This window comes from Pseudomonadota bacterium (assembly GCA_039028155.1).
Classification (GTDB): Bacteria; Pseudomonadota; Alphaproteobacteria; order SP197; family SP197; genus JANQGO01.
Genome location: JBCCIS010000011.1, coordinates 42,001 through 57,762, shown reverse-complemented (window position 1 = coordinate 57,762; position 15,762 = coordinate 42,001). Strand labels below are relative to the sequence as shown.

Below are 15,762 nucleotides of genomic sequence, written 5' to 3'. Positions count from 1 at the left end.
GCCAGCCCGCGGCCCGCGTTCTAACAAGCTCGTCCTTGAGGGAAGAGACACAGCATGCACAAGTCGATCCGCATCCGCGGCGCGCGTGAACATAACCTGAAGAACGTGGATCTTGAGATCCCGCGCGACCGGCTTGTGGTGATCACGGGTCTCAGTGGCTCGGGCAAGTCGTCGCTGGCCTTCGATACGATTTATGCCGAGGGCCAGCGCCGTTACGTCGAGAGCCTGTCGGCCTATGCGCGTCAGTTCCTGGAGCTGATGGAAAAGCCCGATGTCGAGCACATCGAGGGCCTGTCGCCGGCGATCTCCATCGAACAGAAGACGACATCGAAGAATCCGCGCTCGACCGTCGGCACGGTGACCGAGATCCATGACTACATGCGTCTTTTGTGGGCGCGAGTCGGCGTCCCCTATTCACCGGCGACCGGCCTGCCGATCGAGAGCCAGACGGTCAGCCAGATGGTCGACCGGGTGATGGCCATGGAAGCCGGCACCCGCCTGATGCTGCTGGCGCCAATCGTCAGGGGCCGCAAGGGCGAGTACCGCAAGGAAATGGCCGAGTTGATGAAGCGCGGCTTCCAGCGGGTCAAGATCGACGGCGAGGTCTATCAGATCGAAGACGCGCCGAAGCTAAACAAGAAGCTGAAGCACAACATCGAGGTCGTCGTCGACCGCGTCGTCGTGCGCGAAGGTCTGGAGACGCGTCTGGCCGACAGCATCGAGATGGCGCTCAGCCTGGCCGACGGGCTGGTCTTCGCCGAGAACGCCGATACCGGCGACCAGACCATCTTCTCGGCCAAGTTCGCCTGCCCGGTCTCCGGCTTCACCATCGACGAGATCGAGCCGCGCCTGTTTTCGTTCAACAACCCGTTCGGCGCCTGCCCCGCCTGCGACGGCCTGGGCTCCCGCCTCTACTTCGATCCGGAGCTTGTCGTGCCCGACGAGCGCCTGTCGCTCGGCAAGGGTGCTGTCGCGCCATGGGCCAACTCGTCGTCGCAGTACTATGTGCAGACGCTGGAATCGCTCGCCACCCATTTCGGCGAGGACATGGCGACGCCGTGGGAAGATCTGCCCAAGGACATGCGCCAGACCATTCTCTACGGTTCAGGCGACGAGCCGGTCACCATGACCTTCGATGATGGCCTGAGGACCTACGAGACTCACAAGCCTTACGAAGGCGTCGTTCCCAACATGGACCGGCGCTGGCGCGAGACCGAAAGTGAATGGGTGCGCGAGGAACTCGCCAAGTATCACAACACCGCGCCGTGCGAATCCTGTGGCGGTTACCGCCTGAAGCCGGAAGCGCTGGCGGTCAAGATCGACGCCCTGCATATCGGCGAGGTCTCCGAGATGTCGATCGGTGCCGCGGGGCGCTGGTTCGCCGAGCTGGAAGCCAAGCTCACCGAAAAGCAGCAGGCCATTGCCCATCGCATCCTGAAGGAAATCAACGAACGGCTGGGTTTCCTGAACAAGGTCGGGCTGGAGTATCTGACTTTGTCACGGAATTCCGGCTCGCTGTCGGGCGGCGAGAGCCAGCGCATCCGGCTGGCATCGCAGATCGGATCGGGCCTGACCGGCGTGCTCTATGTGCTGGATGAGCCGAGCATCGGGCTGCACCAGCGTGATAACCAGAGGCTGCTGGACACGCTTGTGCGCCTGCGCGATCTCGGTAACACGGTGATTGTCGTTGAGCATGACGAAGAAGCGATCCGCGCGGCCGAGTATGTGGTCGATATGGGCCCCGGTGCGGGCGAACACGGTGGCAAGGTCGTCGCCCAGGGCGCGCCGGCGGAGGTCATGGCCAACCCGGAGAGCCTGACCGGCCAATATCTGACCGGCATGCGCCAGATCGAGGTGCCGAAGACGCGGCGCAAGGGCAAGAAGAAGCAGGCGCTGAAGGTCGTCGGCGCGACCGCGAACAACCTGCAGAAGGTAACCGCGACCATCCCGCTGGGCACCTTCACCTGCGTCACCGGCGTTTCGGGCGGCGGCAAGTCGACCCTAATCATCGAAACGCTCTACCAGGCGCTCGCCAAGAAACTCAACGGCGCACGCATGCATCCGGGCGCCCACGACAAGCTGACGGGCACCGAATTCCTCGACAAGGTCGTCGACATCGATCAATCGCCGATCGGCCGCACGCCACGATCCAACCCCGCGACCTATACCGGCGCCTTCACGCCGATCCGCGACTGGTTCGCCGGCCTGCCCGAGGCCAAGGCGCGCGGCTACAAACCCGGCCGGTTCAGCTTCAACGTCAAGGGTGGCCGGTGCGAGGCCTGTCAGGGCGACGGATTAATCAAGATTGAGATGCACTTCCTGCCCGATGTTTACGTCCAGTGTGATGTCTGCAAGGGCGCGCGGTACAATCGGGAAACACTGGAAGTTTTATTTAAAGACAAATCGATAGCCGATGTTCTTGATATGACTGTTGAGGAAGGACTCAGTTTCTTCAACGCTGTTCCGGCGATCCGGCAGAAACTTGAGATGTTGAATCGAGTCGGCCTGGGCTACATCAAGATCGGCCAGCCGGCGACGACGCTCTCCGGCGGCGAGGCCCAGCGGGTTAAGCTGGCCAAGGAACTGTCGCGCCGCGCCACGGGCCGCACGCTCTACATCCTGGACGAACCGACAACGGGCCTGCATTTCGAGGATGTGCGCAAGCTGCTTGAGGTGCTGCACGCCCTCGTCGAACAGGGCAACACGGTGGTGGTGATCGAGCACAATCTGGAAGTCATCAAGACCGCCGACTGGATCATCGACCTGGGCCCCGAAGGCGGCGACGGCGGCGGCCGTATCGTCGCGGCGGGCACCCCCGAAGCGGTCAGCGGCGTCGAGGAAAGCTATACCGGTCACTATCTGGCCGGGTTGCTGAAACCTTCCCGCAAGACGGCTGACGCCGCCGAATAGACGTTTACATCAACTGTTCAAGCGTCTCTTGCGTACGGCCGGCGGCATCTTTGGCTGTGATGATGTCGTTGGAACCCAGCCCCGACAGAGCCGACGTGAGCGCGCTCTCCAGGGCGAAGCGCGTATCGGCGTCGCTGGTGTCGGCGATGGCACCCGCGCCCATACCGTCGCAGGGGTTGCCGGCGCCGGCGTGAAAGCCAACACCGTCCGGGCCGACCAGGCAATTGACGACATGCTGAAGGTGCGTGTGGATATCACCGATCTCGGCGCCATTCGACGCGTAGCCGGCATGAAGGGCGGCCTCGGCGATCTCTTCGGCGGAGTCATCGGCCAGCGCCGGCTGTGTCGCGAGCAAAAGCACCGACACCGTGGCCAGGGCAAGGCCTTTCAAAATGGTTCCAGTGGCGTGTGTCATGGTCCCCCCATTTCCTCGAACGCTCAGAGGAAGCCCCCCGACGGGCTTGTAATCATAGGACACCGCCATTCATGGGTGAAACCATCTAAAGTGGCGGAGGCCGCATGGAACCTCCGCCATCTTCATGACCAAATCTTGGCAGGCTGGCGCGCAATCTAGACGCCGGCCTTCACCTCCTCCCACATCACGGCGATCTTATCGACATTGGCCTGATAGCGGTAAAACTGGGTCGACGCGAGGTAGGCATCGACATCCTTGGCCAGGCCGATTGAACGAAGGAACTCGTCGGTGAAGGGCTCGTAAGCCTTCACGTTGGCGTGGCCGTAGTACCAGTTCTCGATTTCAAAGATGCCAGCTTCCGGCGAGATGAAGGAATCGATCACCTCGTGGGCCTTCTCGTACATGCCATGCTCGATCGCCGCGGGGTGAATGCACAAGCCGCAGACCCAGGTGAACGCGCCCTCTTTCGGGTTCATCCAGATCCATTGGGCTTCAGGATCGGCTTCCTGGGCATTCCAGATCAGCGAGTTCCAGCCGACCGCCATGATGATCTCGCCCGACGCCATGGATTGGGCGATCTCTGTCATCGAACTGCCGAGCAAGCGGTTGAGCGGAAGCTGCTCCTTCAGCTTCTGATGCACCTTCGCCAGGTCGTCATCGCTCAGGTTCCACGGGTCAAGGCCGAGTATCACGGCCGCGATCGAGGATGCCTCCGTCGAGTAGTCGATCATCGAGACCCGGCCGGCATAGTTTTCGTCCCACAGCGCGTTCCACGTCTGGTTCGCCGGATCGGCGTACTCCGGCGCCAGGTCACCGCGCACCATGATCGAGGTCTGTCCCCAATCTTCCGGCACGAACAGGCGTTTGCCATCGACCACGGAGCCCGGCAGGTCCTTGAAGCTGGGGATCACATCCGGCCAATTGGACAGCCGATCGGTCTCGATCGGCGCCAGCAGGCCCGCATCGTTCCACAGCGGCAGAACCGTCAGACAGGGAAAGTGAATGTCAGGCTCATAGCCCGCGCGCATCTTGTTAAAGGCGGCGTCTTCATCATCGAAGAACGTGTAGTTGGGTTCGACGCCGTACTTTTCGACATAGTGGATCATGAATTCCGGGCTGTCGTAGCCGGCCCAGGTGAAGAACACCGGATGATCTTCGTTGAAGGCACGGGCACCGTTGCTCAGGATCGGCATTGCCACGGTGCCGATGCCGAAAGCTCCCATCAGCTTCTTGGCCTGGCGGCGCGTAATCTTGCCGCTGAACAAGAGGTCCTGAAATTGACTGACGTCCATGTCGCACTCCCTTATTGGCAGCGTCGATTTGGGCGGCGGCGCTGCGTTTGTTTGTCGGTTGAGAAGGATCTCTCGCGAAAAATTCTAACACGGACGCGCGCAAAAACGGCATCCCACACGATCAAGAGCGCCGAAAGTGTTTGCTTAAAGCGAGCGCCTGGCCCTGGTAGTGACTGCCCAGATCGGCGCCATAGAGTTTGTCGGGCACTTGCATAAGGCGCTCGTAGCGCAGCCGGCCCATGATCTGGCCGTGCTCCAGAAGAAACGGGACCTCGTGGCTTCTGACTTCCAGCACCGCCCGCGATCCCGCATCGTCGTCCGGGCTCCAGCCAAAGCCGGGATCGAAGAAGCCGGCGTAGTGCACGCGGAACTCGCCGACCAGGGTGTCATAGGCGACCATTTCGGCGGCGTGTTCGGGCGGCACCTTGACCCGTTCGCGGGTCGCCAGGATGTAGAAGTCGTCGGGGTTCAGGATCAGGCCCCTTCCCGGCTTGGCATGGATCGGTTCCCAGTAGTCCTCGGGATCCAAGACGCCCTTCTTGTCGACATCGATGACGTCGGCATGTTGCTTGGCCTTGTAGCCGACCAGCGACCCCGCGCCGTCGCCTTCCAGATCAAGCGTGAATGCGATGGAGTCCTCGCGGATCGTCTGGGCCCCGTCGGGTGTATCGACCAGCCGATACTGCTCGTGCAGCCGCTCCAGCGTATCGCGTCCGAACTGGGGCGAGCCGCGCCGTAGCCTGAGCTGGCACAGTCGCGAGCCGGGCCTGACGACGACGCTGAACGTGCGCGGCGAAACCTCGGCATAGAGCTTGCCCTTGTAGCCCTTAGGGATGCGGTCGAACTCGGTGCCGTAGTCGGTGATGATGCGGGTAAAGATATCCAGCCGGCCGGTCGAACTCTTCGGGTTGGCGATGCCGGCGATGTCGCCCGACAGCCTGAGCTCTTCCTGGATCGGCACAATGTAGACGCAGCCGCGCTCCAGCACCGCGCCGCCGGCCAGATCGATCTGGTGCATGCCGAGCTCGCGAAGCTTGCCCTCGACCGGCGCGCGCTTGCCGGTCAAAAAGCTCGCCCTGACCCGCCACGCCACATCGCCCAGACGCAGATCGATGCTGGACGGCTGGATCTGGTCGTCGTCCAGTGGCGACGCCGGCAGGATGTCGGCGCCGATCAGGTCGCGGATGCGTTGTGACGGCAGGACGCCGGTCGTGAAACCAGCCTCCGCCTTGTCGCCGTCATCGGCGCTTGGAAACAGTGGCGTCGGCGCCTGGGCCATGGCGTGCCGGTCCGGTGGTTCGCGTGAGAGGGTAACCTAACAGGTGGCCGCGACCACGAAAGGTCCGAAACCGCCCATCCAGTCACAATCCGCCATCATAATGTTCCACATGAAGTCAGGGCTAAGACTCCAATATTTTCCAATACTTGCAACATTATCCTCACTTTCCACGGCGTGAAGAACACCGTTCCATCCACGGGTTGGTTCGTCTCGATCGACAACGGGACCTGTTGACGATGCCGGGCCGGCGTTCTACCTCGCCTGCATGGGACAAACGATCCACGTCATCGGCGGCGGACTGGCCGGATCAGAGGCCGCGTGGCAAATCGCTCGCGCGGGCCTTCCCGTCGTGCTGTACGAGATGCGACCGGTCAAAGGCACCGAAGCCCACAAGACCGACAGCCTGGCAGAACTGGTCTGTTCGAACTCGTTCCGCTCCGACGACGCAGAGAACAATGCCGTCGGCCTGCTGCACGAGGAACTCAGGCGCGGTGGATCAGTCATTATGGCGGCGGCCGACCGCCATCAAGTGCCGGCGGGCGGCGCGCTGGCGGTCGATCGCGACGGATTTGCCGCGTCGGTCCAGGAGGCCATCGAATCTGAACCCCTGATCACCATCGAGCGGTCCGAGATCAGCGCCCTACCCGATGCCGACTGGGGCCAGGTCATCGTTGCCACCGGGCCGCTGACGTCCGAGAACCTGGCAGCGGACATTCGCGCGGCCACCGGCGAGGAGCATTTGGCGTTTTTCGACGCCATCGCGCCGATCGTCCACCGCGACAGCATCGACATGGATATCGCGTGGTTCCAGTCGCGCTATGACAAGGCGGGGCCGGCCGGCGACCGGGCGGCCTACATCAACTGCCCGATGGATATGGCGCAGTACGACGCCTTTATCGACGCCTTGATGGCGGCCGAGAAGACCGCATTCAAGGACTGGGAGGAAGACACGCCTTACTTCGAGGGCTGCCTGCCGATCGAGGTCATGGCCGAACGCGGGCGCAACACCCTGCGCTATGGGCCGATGAAGCCGGTCGGCCTGACCGATCCCAATAGCGGCGCCAAGCCGTTTGCCGTCGTGCAACTGCGCCAGGACAACGCTCTGGGCACGCTCTTCAACATGGTGGGCTTCCAGACCAAGCTGAAGTACGGCGCGCAGACCGAGGTGTTCCGCATGATCCCCGGCCTTCAGGAGGCGCAGTTTGCGCGTCTGGGCGGCATCCACCGCAACACCTTCATCAATAGTCCGCGGCTCCTGGACGGCGCGCTCAGACTGCGCCGCCAGCCCCATCTGCGGTTCGCGGGCCAGATCACCGGGGTCGAGGGCTACGTCGAGAGCACGGCGCTGGGCCTTCTGGCTGGGCGTTTCGCCGTGCTGGAGGCCGCCGGGCGGGCGATCATTCCGCCGCCGTCGACGACGGCGCTGGGCGCCCTGCTCAATCACGTGACCATCGGCGCCGACGCCAAGACGTTTCAACCGATGAACTGCAATTTCGGCCTCTTTCCACCGCCCGACCCGCGCCTGCATAAATCCGAGCGCCGCGCTTCCTTTGTCAGCCGCGCTCGCCACGACCTCAGCAATTGGCTCGGTGAGGCCGAAGCCGCACAGTAAGCTGCCCTAGATCCGCCTCGTCATAGCGTGGAGCGCCGCCTTAAGCATGCGCCCGGCCCCGCGTTCAGCAACTCTGGGATTGAAGACGTCGTGGCCCAGCCGGCGTAATCGGGCGAGGTCGATGGTCGCCAACGTGACCGGCAACAGCGCAGGAACGGCCGTGCCAGGCAGTTCCCGCGACAATGAGCGGGCCTGTCCTATGTGCTCATCCGCCAAGTCCGCGACGGCCTCGACCGTCGCCGCAAGTGCCGGGCTGTTCTTGCCTGATCTGAGGTCGCGCTCGCTCAAACCGTGTTTAAGCATGGTGTCGGACGGTAGCAGGATGCGATTGGCGGCCAGCAGGTGCGGCGTCGCGCGCAGCAGACCGGTTAGCGCCTGGGCCGTACCGGCGGCGTCCGCCACGGCGCGAAGATTACTGGCTTTGATGCCGAGCACACCGAGCGCCAGCGCCACGACCGGGGAAGCGGTGCGCCGCGCATAGGTCTCCAGCGACGCAAGGGTCTCAGGCTGGATTGTTTCCAGGTCGGCCCCGCGGGCGTCAATCAGCCCGTCAAACAGCGCCCGGTCGAGATCGTGACGGTCGATCGCCGGCGCGAGTGCTGCCACCACGTCGTGGCGCCGCGTCGTGCCGCCATAGAGCCCGTCGACCGCCTCGCGCCACCATTGCAGGCGGATCTCGCCCAACATCGGCTCGGAGACCTTGTCCTGGACCGCCGCGAGCTCGGTGTTGAAGGCGTAAATGGCCAACAGGTCCTCGCGCCGGTCGGGCGGCGCAAAAAGCGCGCAGAACCAACGGTCGCGGTCATAGCGTTTGACCGCGACCGCACATGCCGACAGATTGGCGTCAGCGCGGCCCACTTTGCCCCCAGACCCGAATGGAATGACTGCTCCGTCCGCACATTGTGGCACGATCATGGAGGTTCAAGCGCCGTCCCGCGACCACACATCGGAGAATTTCCCAGTCGCTTCCTGGCTTTTGCCCAAGGAAAGCCGGCCGCACGTGATGGCGTTCTACCGTTTCGCGCGGGCCGCCGACGATATCGCCGACGGCACTGGCGGCACGGACGTCGAGAAATGCACCCGCCTGGATCGCATGCTGGCCGTCCTGGATGGCGCGGAGCCGGCCGACGGGCCAGAGCAAGCCGCCGCCCAGCTGGTTGAGAGCCTGGCGCAGACCGGTGTCACCGATCAGTACGCGCGCCACGTGCTGCAGGCGTTCCGCCGGGACGCGGAGAACCCACGCTGCCGGACCTGGAGCGACCTGATGCTCTACTGTCGCTATTCGGCGGCGCCGGTGGGCAGGTTTTTGATCGACACGACCGGCGAGGATGCCGCCGCCTACCCGGCGTCGGACGCCCTTTGCGCCGCGCTTCAGGTGCTGAACCATCTCCAGGACTGCGGCGACGACCGCCGGCGCATCGACCGCGTCTATATCCCGACCGATTGGCTGGCCGCCGAAGGGGCGTCGGTCGAGGATCTGGAAAGCGATCGGGCGAGCCCTGCTCTGCGCAAGGTGCTCGACCGTTGCCTGGACGGCGTCGATGTCCTGCTGGCCCAGGCAACGCCGCTCTCGGGCCTGCTCGGGCACAGCCGTCTGCGCTACGACGCGGCGGTCATCCATGCGATCGCCTGCCGGCTAAGAAACCGATTGAGGCGCGGCGACCCTCTGGCGCACCGCATCGCGCTCACGAAGTCCGAGCGCGCCGTCTGCCTTGCCCGCGGTTTGCTTCGGGGCTTGCGGCAGCGATGACCCAAGCAACCAACAGCCTTGGCGAGGCCGACAGCTGGGCCCATGTCGAACGCCTGGTGCAGGGATCAAAGAGCTCCTTCTATTGGGCGATGCGTTTGCTCCCCGTCGCCAAGCGCCGTGCCATGTTCGCGGTCTATGCCTATTGCCGGGAACTCGACGACATTGCCGACGAGCCGGCGCCCGAAACCGAGAAACAACAAGGCCTTGCGGCATGGCGCCGGGAGGTGAACGCTGTTTACGACAACGCGCCAACGACATCTCTTGGCCGGACTCTCAACGATGTCCGCCAAGACTTTCCTATTCAACGCGATGATCTGCTGGCCGTTATCGACGGAGTCGCGACCGATGCCAACGGCCCCGTCGTCCGTCCGAGCCTCGCCGAACTGGAGCTTTACTGTGATCGCGTTGCCGGTGCCGTCGGGCTGTTGTCGGTCGCCATCTTCGGTGCCACAGGCCATGCCGGCGAGATGCTCGCCCGCTCGCTGGGCCGCGCGCTCCAGTTCACCAACATCCTGAGAGACCTGCGTGAGGACGCGGCTGACGGCAGGGTCTACCTGCCCGACGAGTGGCTGCGCGACGCGGGCATCGAGGCGTTGTCGCCCGAGACGATCATGAACGATCCCGCGCTGGGCGATGTCTGCCGCACCATGGCGGCGGCGGCCGATGGCTATTTCAAGCAAGCCGACGATGCCCTGGCGGCATGCGACCGCCGCGCGGTCCGCCCTGCTGTCGTGATGATGGTGAGCTATCGCCGACTGCTGCGCAAAATGGAGCGGCGCGGCTGGCCGCAGACCGGTGACAAGGCCCGCTTGTCGGCTGCGGAAAAGCTCGCCATTGGCGTCTATCACGGGCTGTTGTGACGGTTTACGTCATTGGCGCGGGCGTGTCCGGGCTCGCGGCGGCCTTGACCGCCGCCCAGGCAGGCGCTGGCGTGACCTTGATCGAGGCCACTCCCCAAGCCGGCGGGCGCTGCCGGTCGCTTGACGACGCCACCTTGGGACGTCGGATTGATAACGGCAGCCATGTGCTGCTAGGCGCCAACCCCGCCGCGTTTGCCTACCTCGAGGCCATAGGCGCGCGGGAGACGGTCATGCGCTTGGACCTCGACGGTTATCGCTTTACCGATCTGGAAACCGGCGAACGGTGGTCCTATGAGGCCGGACGCTCCATGCCCGGCGTCAGACCGTGGCAATTCCTGCGCGCGCTCAGTCTGTTTCTCCCCGGCACGGACCGCACGGTCGCCCAGGCGCTTGGATCCGGACTTTTGATGCGTCGTTTCTGGGCGCCGATGACGTACGCCATCCTCAACACACCACCCCAGCAGGCATCCGCCCGCATGCTGCGTCAGACGCTGACCGAGATCCTCCGCCATGGCCGCCGTGGCCTTCAGATGCATATGGCGCGCGATGGACTGAGCGAGAGTTTCGTCGACCCGGCACTCGCCAGACTGGTGCAACGCGGCGCGCGCACGGCGTTCGGCCAACGGGTTGTTGGCCTCACAATCGAACAGGGCAGAACGACCATGCTGTCCCTGGGCGACCAATCCCTGAGGCTCACCGACGGTGACGCGGTCATCGTCGCCACGGGCCCGAAAGCAGCCGGCGATCTCATTCCCGACCTCACGACGCCTCAGGGCGACAATGCGATCGTCAACGGACACTTCCTGGTCAAGGAGGTCGGCGAAGCAGACGGCCGGCCCGGTGCCATGGGCCTGGTCGGCGCGACCGCGCAATGGCTCTTTTGGCGCGAAGGGATCGTTTCCGCCACGGTCAGCGCCGCCAATGATCTGGCGGCCCAGGACAACCATGCCATCGCCGCGATCCTGTGGCGCGACATCACCCAGGCCTTGGACCTGGGCGACCAACCCCTACCCCTTTTTCGAATCGTGAAAGAGAAGCGCGCCACCTTTGCCCAAACCTGCGCCAACGAGCGCCGACGTCCGCCGTCCGCGACGTCGCTCGCCAACCTTTTCGTCGCTGGCGACTGGACCGACACTGGTCTGCCGGCGTCCATCGAAGGCGCAATTCGCTCTGGTAATCGGGCCGCGCAGCTGGCTCTGGCCGGTTAAGCCAGGTCCGTTTGTTGGGAGTGAATTAGAAAGAATTTACTTCTCAATCTAGACACGACGCGCCTTCTGGCTCTTAAATGGCACCCGTGAACACGACCGACGACACTGGGTGCTCGTCGGAAATCAGCGCCGGTCGAGCGCTAAAGGGGCAAAGCGAACAGCTACAACTGATAGCGGTGAACGGCGTTCACTATGGAAAACCATCTAGATGTGGTGGGGGTTAACCAATGGCGAAAATTCTTCAGTCTTTACCCGCAACGGTGACTGCCGGCGTTGTTCTTACGATCATCGTCGCCATCATCATTCTCGCGGTCGGTTGACGCGCCCGGCAGATTGAGGGGTAAACATGGACGACTTGTATGGCTTCTGGATGTTCTTGTTCCGCTACCTGCACGTCCTGAGCGGCGTCATGTGGATCGGTCTGTTGTGGTACTTCAACTTCGTACAGATCCCGAACATGCCGAAGATTCCGGACGAGCAAAAGCCGGCGATCGGCAAAGTGATCGCGCCTGCGGCCCTGTTCTGGTTCCGTTGGGGTGCCATGGCGACGATCGTGACCGGTCTGATCTTGGCCTGGTTAAATGGCTACTTGGTCGACGCCATCGCTGTTGGCATCACTGACCAAGGGTCCAGCACGCCGATCGGTATCGGCATGTGGCTGGGTACGATCATGTGGTTCAACGTTTGGTTCGTGATCTGGCCCAATCAGAAGCGGGCGCTAGGCATCGTCGAGGCGGATGCTGACACGAAAGCGAAGTCCGCCCGAACAGCCATGCTGTTCTCGCGGACCAACACCATGCTCTCGATCCCCATGCTGTTCTGCATGGTTTCGGGTCAAAATGTGTGGTGGTGATCTCTGACGAGCAACGTTTTGTCTAAGGAGCGGGGCCTTCGGGTCCCGCTCTTATTTTGGCTAGACCGCGATCATGGCTGCCGCGACGCGGCGCGCGTCGGCGACCAGCAGGTTGAAGGTTCGGCAGGCAGCACCCGTATCCATGACATCGGTGACAATGCCGCGCGGTCGCAGCACGTTGCGCACGGCCTCGTCGATCCGGGGCACCCCGTGCCCGCTTCCGATCAACAGGATGTCGATGGGATCATCAGCTTCGCTGACCTGGATCAGGCTTTCCGCCGTCACCTCGCTGATCGAGCCAATCGGCCAGGCATGGACGATGGACGGCAGAACGATCAGGGATCCTTCATAGCGCTGGCCCGAAATCCGAAACCCGCCGTCACCATAACCTTGCACCAGCTTTGGGCTGCGTTCGGGATCCGGCGTCATATCCCGCATCGATCTAGGGCGTGGCGTCCGCGGATGCGTCCTCTTCGCCGTCTTCGGCCTTGTCCTCGTCTCTGTCGAATACGCGCCGGCCGGGCCGCAGATAGAGCAGCAGCGGCGCGGCGACAAAAACCGAGGAATAGGTACCGATGATGACGCCCCAGATCATCGCCAGCGTGAAGCCGGCGATCACCTCGCCGCCGAAGAAATAGAGGGCGAAAAGCGCCAACAGCGTGGTGCCGCTGGTCATAATGGTACGTGACAGGGTGTCGTTCAGCGACTTGTCGAGCAAATCGACCAACGGCAGCTTCTTGTATTTGCGCAGGTTTTCGCGCACGCGGTCATAGATGACGACCGTGTCATTCATCGAATAGCCGACGATGGTCAAAAGCGCGGCCACGATGGGCAGGCCGAAGTCGAGCTGGGTGAGTGAAAAGAGCCCGATGGTCAAGATGACATCGTGCAGCAGCGCGATGACGGCGCCCAGAGAGAACTGCCACTCGAACCTGAGCCAGATATAGATCAGCATCGCGCCCAGCGCGATCAGGACGGCCATGATGCCCTTTTCGATCAGTTCGTCGCTGACCTGGGGTCCGACGAACTCGATACGCCGGTAGTCCACGGGCCCGAAATCGGTGTCCAAGACGTCGCGCACGATCTGGACTGCCGCCTGCTGGGCCGCTTCATCCCCATCCTGGCGCTGGATCCGGATCAGAACGTCCGTATCCTGGCCGAATTCCTGCAGCGACACCTCGCCCAACTCCAGCGCGTTCAGCGCATTGCGCATGCCTTCGATATCGGCCGGGCCTTCGGTGCGCACCTCGACCAAGGTGCCACCGCGAAAATCGATGCCGAAGTTGAGGCCCATGACCAGGAACAGAACGATCGAGGCCACAATGCCCAGCGCCGACAGGCCGATCGCCGGGTTGCGCCAGCGCATGAACGGCACGTGGGTGTTTTTTGGGACGAGGCGGAGCGGTTTCATGGCATCGTCCTAAAGCGGCAGCGCCTGCGGCCGGCGGCGTCGCAGCCACAGAACGGCGAACAGGCGGGTCACCATGATCGACGTGAAGAGCGATGTCAGAATGCCGATCGCGAGCGTCACGCCGAATCCTTTGATGGGCCCGTCGCCCAGGGTGTAGAGCAAAGCCGCGGCGATAAACGTGGTGACATTGGCGTCAATAATCGTCGTCAGCGCGCGCTTGTAGCCCGCATCGACCGCGTTGAAGGGCGTTCGCCCATTAGCGATCTCCTCGCGTATTCGCTCGAAGATAAGCACGTTGGCGTCCACCGCCATACCGATAGTCAAGACGATGCCGGCAATGCCAGGCAGTGTCAGCGTCGCCTGCAAGGTAGAGAGTGCCCCGCCGATCAGAATGATGTTCGCGACCAGCGCCACGTTGGCGAATATGCCGAACAGGCCATAGCTCAACACCATGAAGACGATGACAGCGACCAGACCGATGACAGCGGCCATCTCGCCGGCGCGCACCTGATCGGCGCCCATGTTGGGGCCGACCGTGCGCTCTTCCAGGATCAACAGTGGCGCCGGCAAGGCGCCCGCGCGCAGCAGGACCGCGAGATCGTTGGTCTCTTCGGGCGAGAAGTTACCGGTGATGACGCCGGCCCCCTGGCAGATCGGGCCGTTGATCCGCGGCGCGCTGATGACTTCGTCATCCAGCACGATCGCCATCGGCAGGCCGACGTTCTCCGTTGTCGTGTCGCAGAAACGTCGGCCGCCGGCGCTATCGAAGCGGAAGGAAACAACCGGGCGGCCCTGCTCGAACGATGGCTGCGCGTCGGTCAGGTGCTCGCCGCTGACCATGACCCGCTTGCGCACGACGTAGTATTGATCCGGTACCCCAGCCGCAATCTGCTCAGGGGTACGGTGTTCTTTCAAGAGCTCGGAGCCCGCCGGGATATCGCCCGCCAGTGCCTGGTTGAGCGGCGTCTCGTTGTCGAGCATGCGGAAGGTCAGCTTGGCGACCGTGTCCGGATCGATGATGCTGGAATCGCTGATGCCCGGCAGCTGGATGATGATCCGGTCCAGCCCCTGGCGCTGGATGATCGGCTCGCTGACGCCGAACTCGTTGAGGCGGCGTGTCAGAATCTCGATGGCCTGTTCGGTGGCGTTGCTGATGCGTTCGTTGATGCCCTGCTCGGTCAACGCGACCGCAATGGTGCCGTCGTCCTCGAAATCGACCACGAGATCGTCGTCATAACCCTGCACCGCCAAACGGGCCGCCTCCAGATCGGCTGCCTCGCGCAGCATCATGACCAGTTGCTGATTGCCCCAGCCTTGTGAGCGCACGCCAATGCGTTCGTCCCGCAGTATCGCGCGGAAGTCGCCCTCGATCGATTCCTGCCACTCTTCCAGGATCGTCTCGCTTTCGACCTCCAGGAGAACATAGGAACCGCCCCTTAGGTCGAGACCCAGGCTGATCTGCTTATGGGGCAGCCAGTCCGGCAGTCCGTCCAGACTGTCTTTGGGCAACAGATTGGGCAGCGCAAAGAGTATGCCGAGCGCGCAAACGACAGCGACGACGGTAATCTTCCAGGCGGGGAAGTGAAGCATCGAGGCCTGTTACGAGTCCTTCTTTTCTTCTTTTTCGTCCTTGTCGTCGTCGCGATCGTCGTCCCGCGCTTCCGTGCGCTGATAGGTATCGGCGATCATGGACTGGCGGCACTTGACCTTCACATTAGGCGCGATCTCGACCAGCAGCACGCCGTCGCCTTCGATGCGGGCAATGCGGCCGATGATACCGCCATTGGTCACGATCTGGTCGCCACGCTTCAGGGCACCCAGCATCTGGCGGTGGTCCTTGGCGCGCTTTTGCTGCGGCCGGATCACGAAGAACCAGAAGACCGCGAACATGGCCACCATCATGAAGATGAAGATCGGATCAAATCCGCCGGCGCCGCCGCCGCCGGCCTGTGCGTATGCCGGTGAAATCAGCATGCGTTTCTCCTGTCGGAAAGGGACGGCGGACTATAGCCACACGCGGCCCCAATGCAAGCGGCGCGACGACCACAAAGTCGTCTCAGATCCGCCCCAATCGGCTTCAACCTTCGGTGATACTGATAGGGACGCCCATGACTGGAGGCGGTGGCCTCACCATCCCTGCTCAGCAGGGATACTTCGGGCCAGAAAAAGGGT

14 protein-coding genes are annotated in these 15,762 nt (G+C 63.1%); 6 read left to right on the top strand and 8 right to left on the bottom strand.

Annotation, left to right across the window (positions count from 1 at the left end; translation table 11 throughout):
* Positions 1-54: 54 nt before the first annotated feature.
* Complete coding sequence (gene uvrA, locus AAF563_08210) at positions 55-2,910, top strand: excinuclease ABC subunit UvrA (GenBank protein MEM7121241.1); 2,856 nt, start codon at positions 55-57, stop codon at positions 2,908-2,910.
* Positions 2,911-2,914: 4 nt separating this feature from the next.
* Here uvrA and AAF563_08205 read toward each other — a convergent pair whose 3' ends face one another.
* From AAF563_08205 to AAF563_08195, 3 genes are all read right to left on the bottom strand, one after another.
* Positions 2,915-3,325 carry a hypothetical protein gene (locus AAF563_08205; GenBank protein MEM7121240.1) on the bottom strand — a complete coding sequence of 137 codons (411 nt, stop codon included), beginning with the start codon at positions 3,323-3,325 and terminating at the stop codon, positions 2,915-2,917.
* A gap of 155 nt (positions 3,326-3,480) precedes the next feature.
* Positions 3,481-4,617 (bottom strand): extracellular solute-binding protein, encoded by a 1,137-nt coding sequence (locus AAF563_08200; protein ID MEM7121239.1) that lies wholly within the window; start codon positions 4,615-4,617, stop codon positions 3,481-3,483.
* Between the two features lie 121 nt (positions 4,618-4,738).
* Positions 4,739-5,896, bottom strand: coding sequence for a 2'-deoxycytidine 5'-triphosphate deaminase (locus tag AAF563_08195; protein MEM7121238.1), 1,158 nt, complete (start codon positions 5,894-5,896; stop codon positions 4,739-4,741).
* A 265-nt stretch (positions 5,897-6,161) separates the two neighbouring features.
* Between AAF563_08195 and trmFO the strand changes: the two genes are divergently transcribed.
* Positions 6,162-7,508: a methylenetetrahydrofolate--tRNA-(uracil(54)-C(5))-methyltransferase (FADH(2)-oxidizing) TrmFO gene (gene trmFO, locus AAF563_08190; protein ID MEM7121237.1), complete on the top strand. Its 1,347-nt coding sequence runs from the start codon at positions 6,162-6,164 to the stop codon at positions 7,506-7,508.
* A 6-nt stretch (positions 7,509-7,514) separates the two neighbouring features.
* On the opposite strand, the gene AAF563_08185 is transcribed toward trmFO, so the two are convergent.
* A complete protein-coding gene (locus AAF563_08185) occupies positions 7,515-8,366 on the bottom strand; it encodes a phytoene/squalene synthase family protein (protein ID MEM7121236.1) in 852 nt (283 codons plus the stop codon).
* Positions 8,367-8,421: 55 nt separating this feature from the next.
* On the opposite strand from AAF563_08185, the gene hpnC reads away from it, so the two are divergent.
* From hpnC to AAF563_08165, 4 genes are all read left to right on the top strand, one after another.
* Complete coding sequence (hpnC, locus tag AAF563_08180; GenBank protein MEM7121235.1) at positions 8,422-9,258, top strand: squalene synthase HpnC; 837 nt, start codon at positions 8,422-8,424, stop codon at positions 9,256-9,258.
* Entirely contained in the window at positions 9,255-10,118 is an 864-nt protein-coding gene (gene hpnD, locus AAF563_08175; protein MEM7121234.1) for a presqualene diphosphate synthase HpnD, read from the top strand. Before hpnC ends, hpnD begins: the two co-directional genes overlap by 4 nt.
* Positions 10,115-11,326: a hydroxysqualene dehydroxylase HpnE gene (gene hpnE / locus AAF563_08170; GenBank protein ID MEM7121233.1), complete on the top strand. Its 1,212-nt coding sequence runs from the start codon at positions 10,115-10,117 to the stop codon at positions 11,324-11,326. The genes hpnD and hpnE overlap by 4 nt, the downstream gene beginning before the upstream one ends.
* Positions 11,327-11,672: 346 nt before the next feature.
* Positions 11,673-12,179 (top strand): urate hydroxylase PuuD, encoded by a 507-nt coding sequence (locus AAF563_08165; protein ID MEM7121232.1) that lies wholly within the window; start codon positions 11,673-11,675, stop codon positions 12,177-12,179.
* Between the two features lie 60 nt (positions 12,180-12,239).
* Here AAF563_08165 and AAF563_08160 read toward each other — a convergent pair whose 3' ends face one another.
* From AAF563_08160 to yajC, 4 genes are read right to left on the bottom strand one after another with little or no spacing between them, the layout of a single operon-like run.
* Entirely contained in the window at positions 12,240-12,608 is a 369-nt protein-coding gene (locus AAF563_08160; GenBank protein ID MEM7121231.1) for an Mth938-like domain-containing protein, read from the bottom strand.
* Between the two features lie 13 nt (positions 12,609-12,621).
* On the bottom strand, positions 12,622-13,590 hold the full coding sequence (gene secF / locus AAF563_08155; GenBank protein MEM7121230.1) for a protein translocase subunit SecF: 969 nt from the start codon (positions 13,588-13,590) through the stop codon (positions 12,622-12,624).
* A 9-nt stretch (positions 13,591-13,599) separates the two neighbouring features.
* On the bottom strand, positions 13,600-15,180 hold the full coding sequence (gene secD / locus AAF563_08150) for a protein translocase subunit SecD (GenBank protein MEM7121229.1): 1,581 nt from the start codon (positions 15,178-15,180) through the stop codon (positions 13,600-13,602).
* A gap of 9 nt (positions 15,181-15,189) precedes the next feature.
* The gene (yajC, locus tag AAF563_08145; protein MEM7121228.1) at positions 15,190-15,564 is read right to left on the bottom strand and encodes a preprotein translocase subunit YajC; all 375 of its coding nucleotides are present in this window, start codon (positions 15,562-15,564) and stop codon (positions 15,190-15,192) included.
* Between the last annotated feature and the right edge of the window lie 198 nt (positions 15,565-15,762).

Bases quoted from the DNA above. Each gene is read 5' to 3' on its own strand.
- uvrA (MEM7121241.1), top strand. From the start codon at position 55: ATGCACAAGTCGATCCGCATCCGCGGCGCGCGTGAACATAACCTGAAG.
- AAF563_08205 (MEM7121240.1), bottom strand. From the start codon at position 3,325: ATGACACACGCCACTGGAACCATTTTGAAAGGCCTTGCCCTGGCCACG.
- AAF563_08200 (MEM7121239.1), bottom strand. From the start codon at position 4,617: ATGGACGTCAGTCAATTTCAGGACCTCTTGTTCAGCGGCAAGATTACG.
- AAF563_08195 (MEM7121238.1), bottom strand. From the start codon at position 5,896: ATGGCCCAGGCGCCGACGCCACTGTTTCCAAGCGCCGATGACGGCGAC.
- trmFO (MEM7121237.1), top strand. From the start codon at position 6,162: ATGGGACAAACGATCCACGTCATCGGCGGCGGACTGGCCGGATCAGAG.
- hpnC (MEM7121235.1), top strand. From the start codon at position 8,422: ATGGAGGTTCAAGCGCCGTCCCGCGACCACACATCGGAGAATTTCCCA.
- hpnD (MEM7121234.1), top strand. From the start codon at position 9,255: ATGACCCAAGCAACCAACAGCCTTGGCGAGGCCGACAGCTGGGCCCAT.
- AAF563_08165 (MEM7121232.1), top strand. From the start codon at position 11,673: ATGGACGACTTGTATGGCTTCTGGATGTTCTTGTTCCGCTACCTGCAC.
- AAF563_08160 (MEM7121231.1), bottom strand. From the start codon at position 12,608: ATGACGCCGGATCCCGAACGCAGCCCAAAGCTGGTGCAAGGTTATGGT.
- secF (MEM7121230.1), bottom strand. From the start codon at position 13,590: ATGAAACCGCTCCGCCTCGTCCCAAAAAACACCCACGTGCCGTTCATG.
- secD (MEM7121229.1), bottom strand. From the start codon at position 15,180: ATGCTTCACTTCCCCGCCTGGAAGATTACCGTCGTCGCTGTCGTTTGC.
- yajC (MEM7121228.1), bottom strand. From the start codon at position 15,564: ATGCTGATTTCACCGGCATACGCACAGGCCGGCGGCGGCGGCGCCGGC.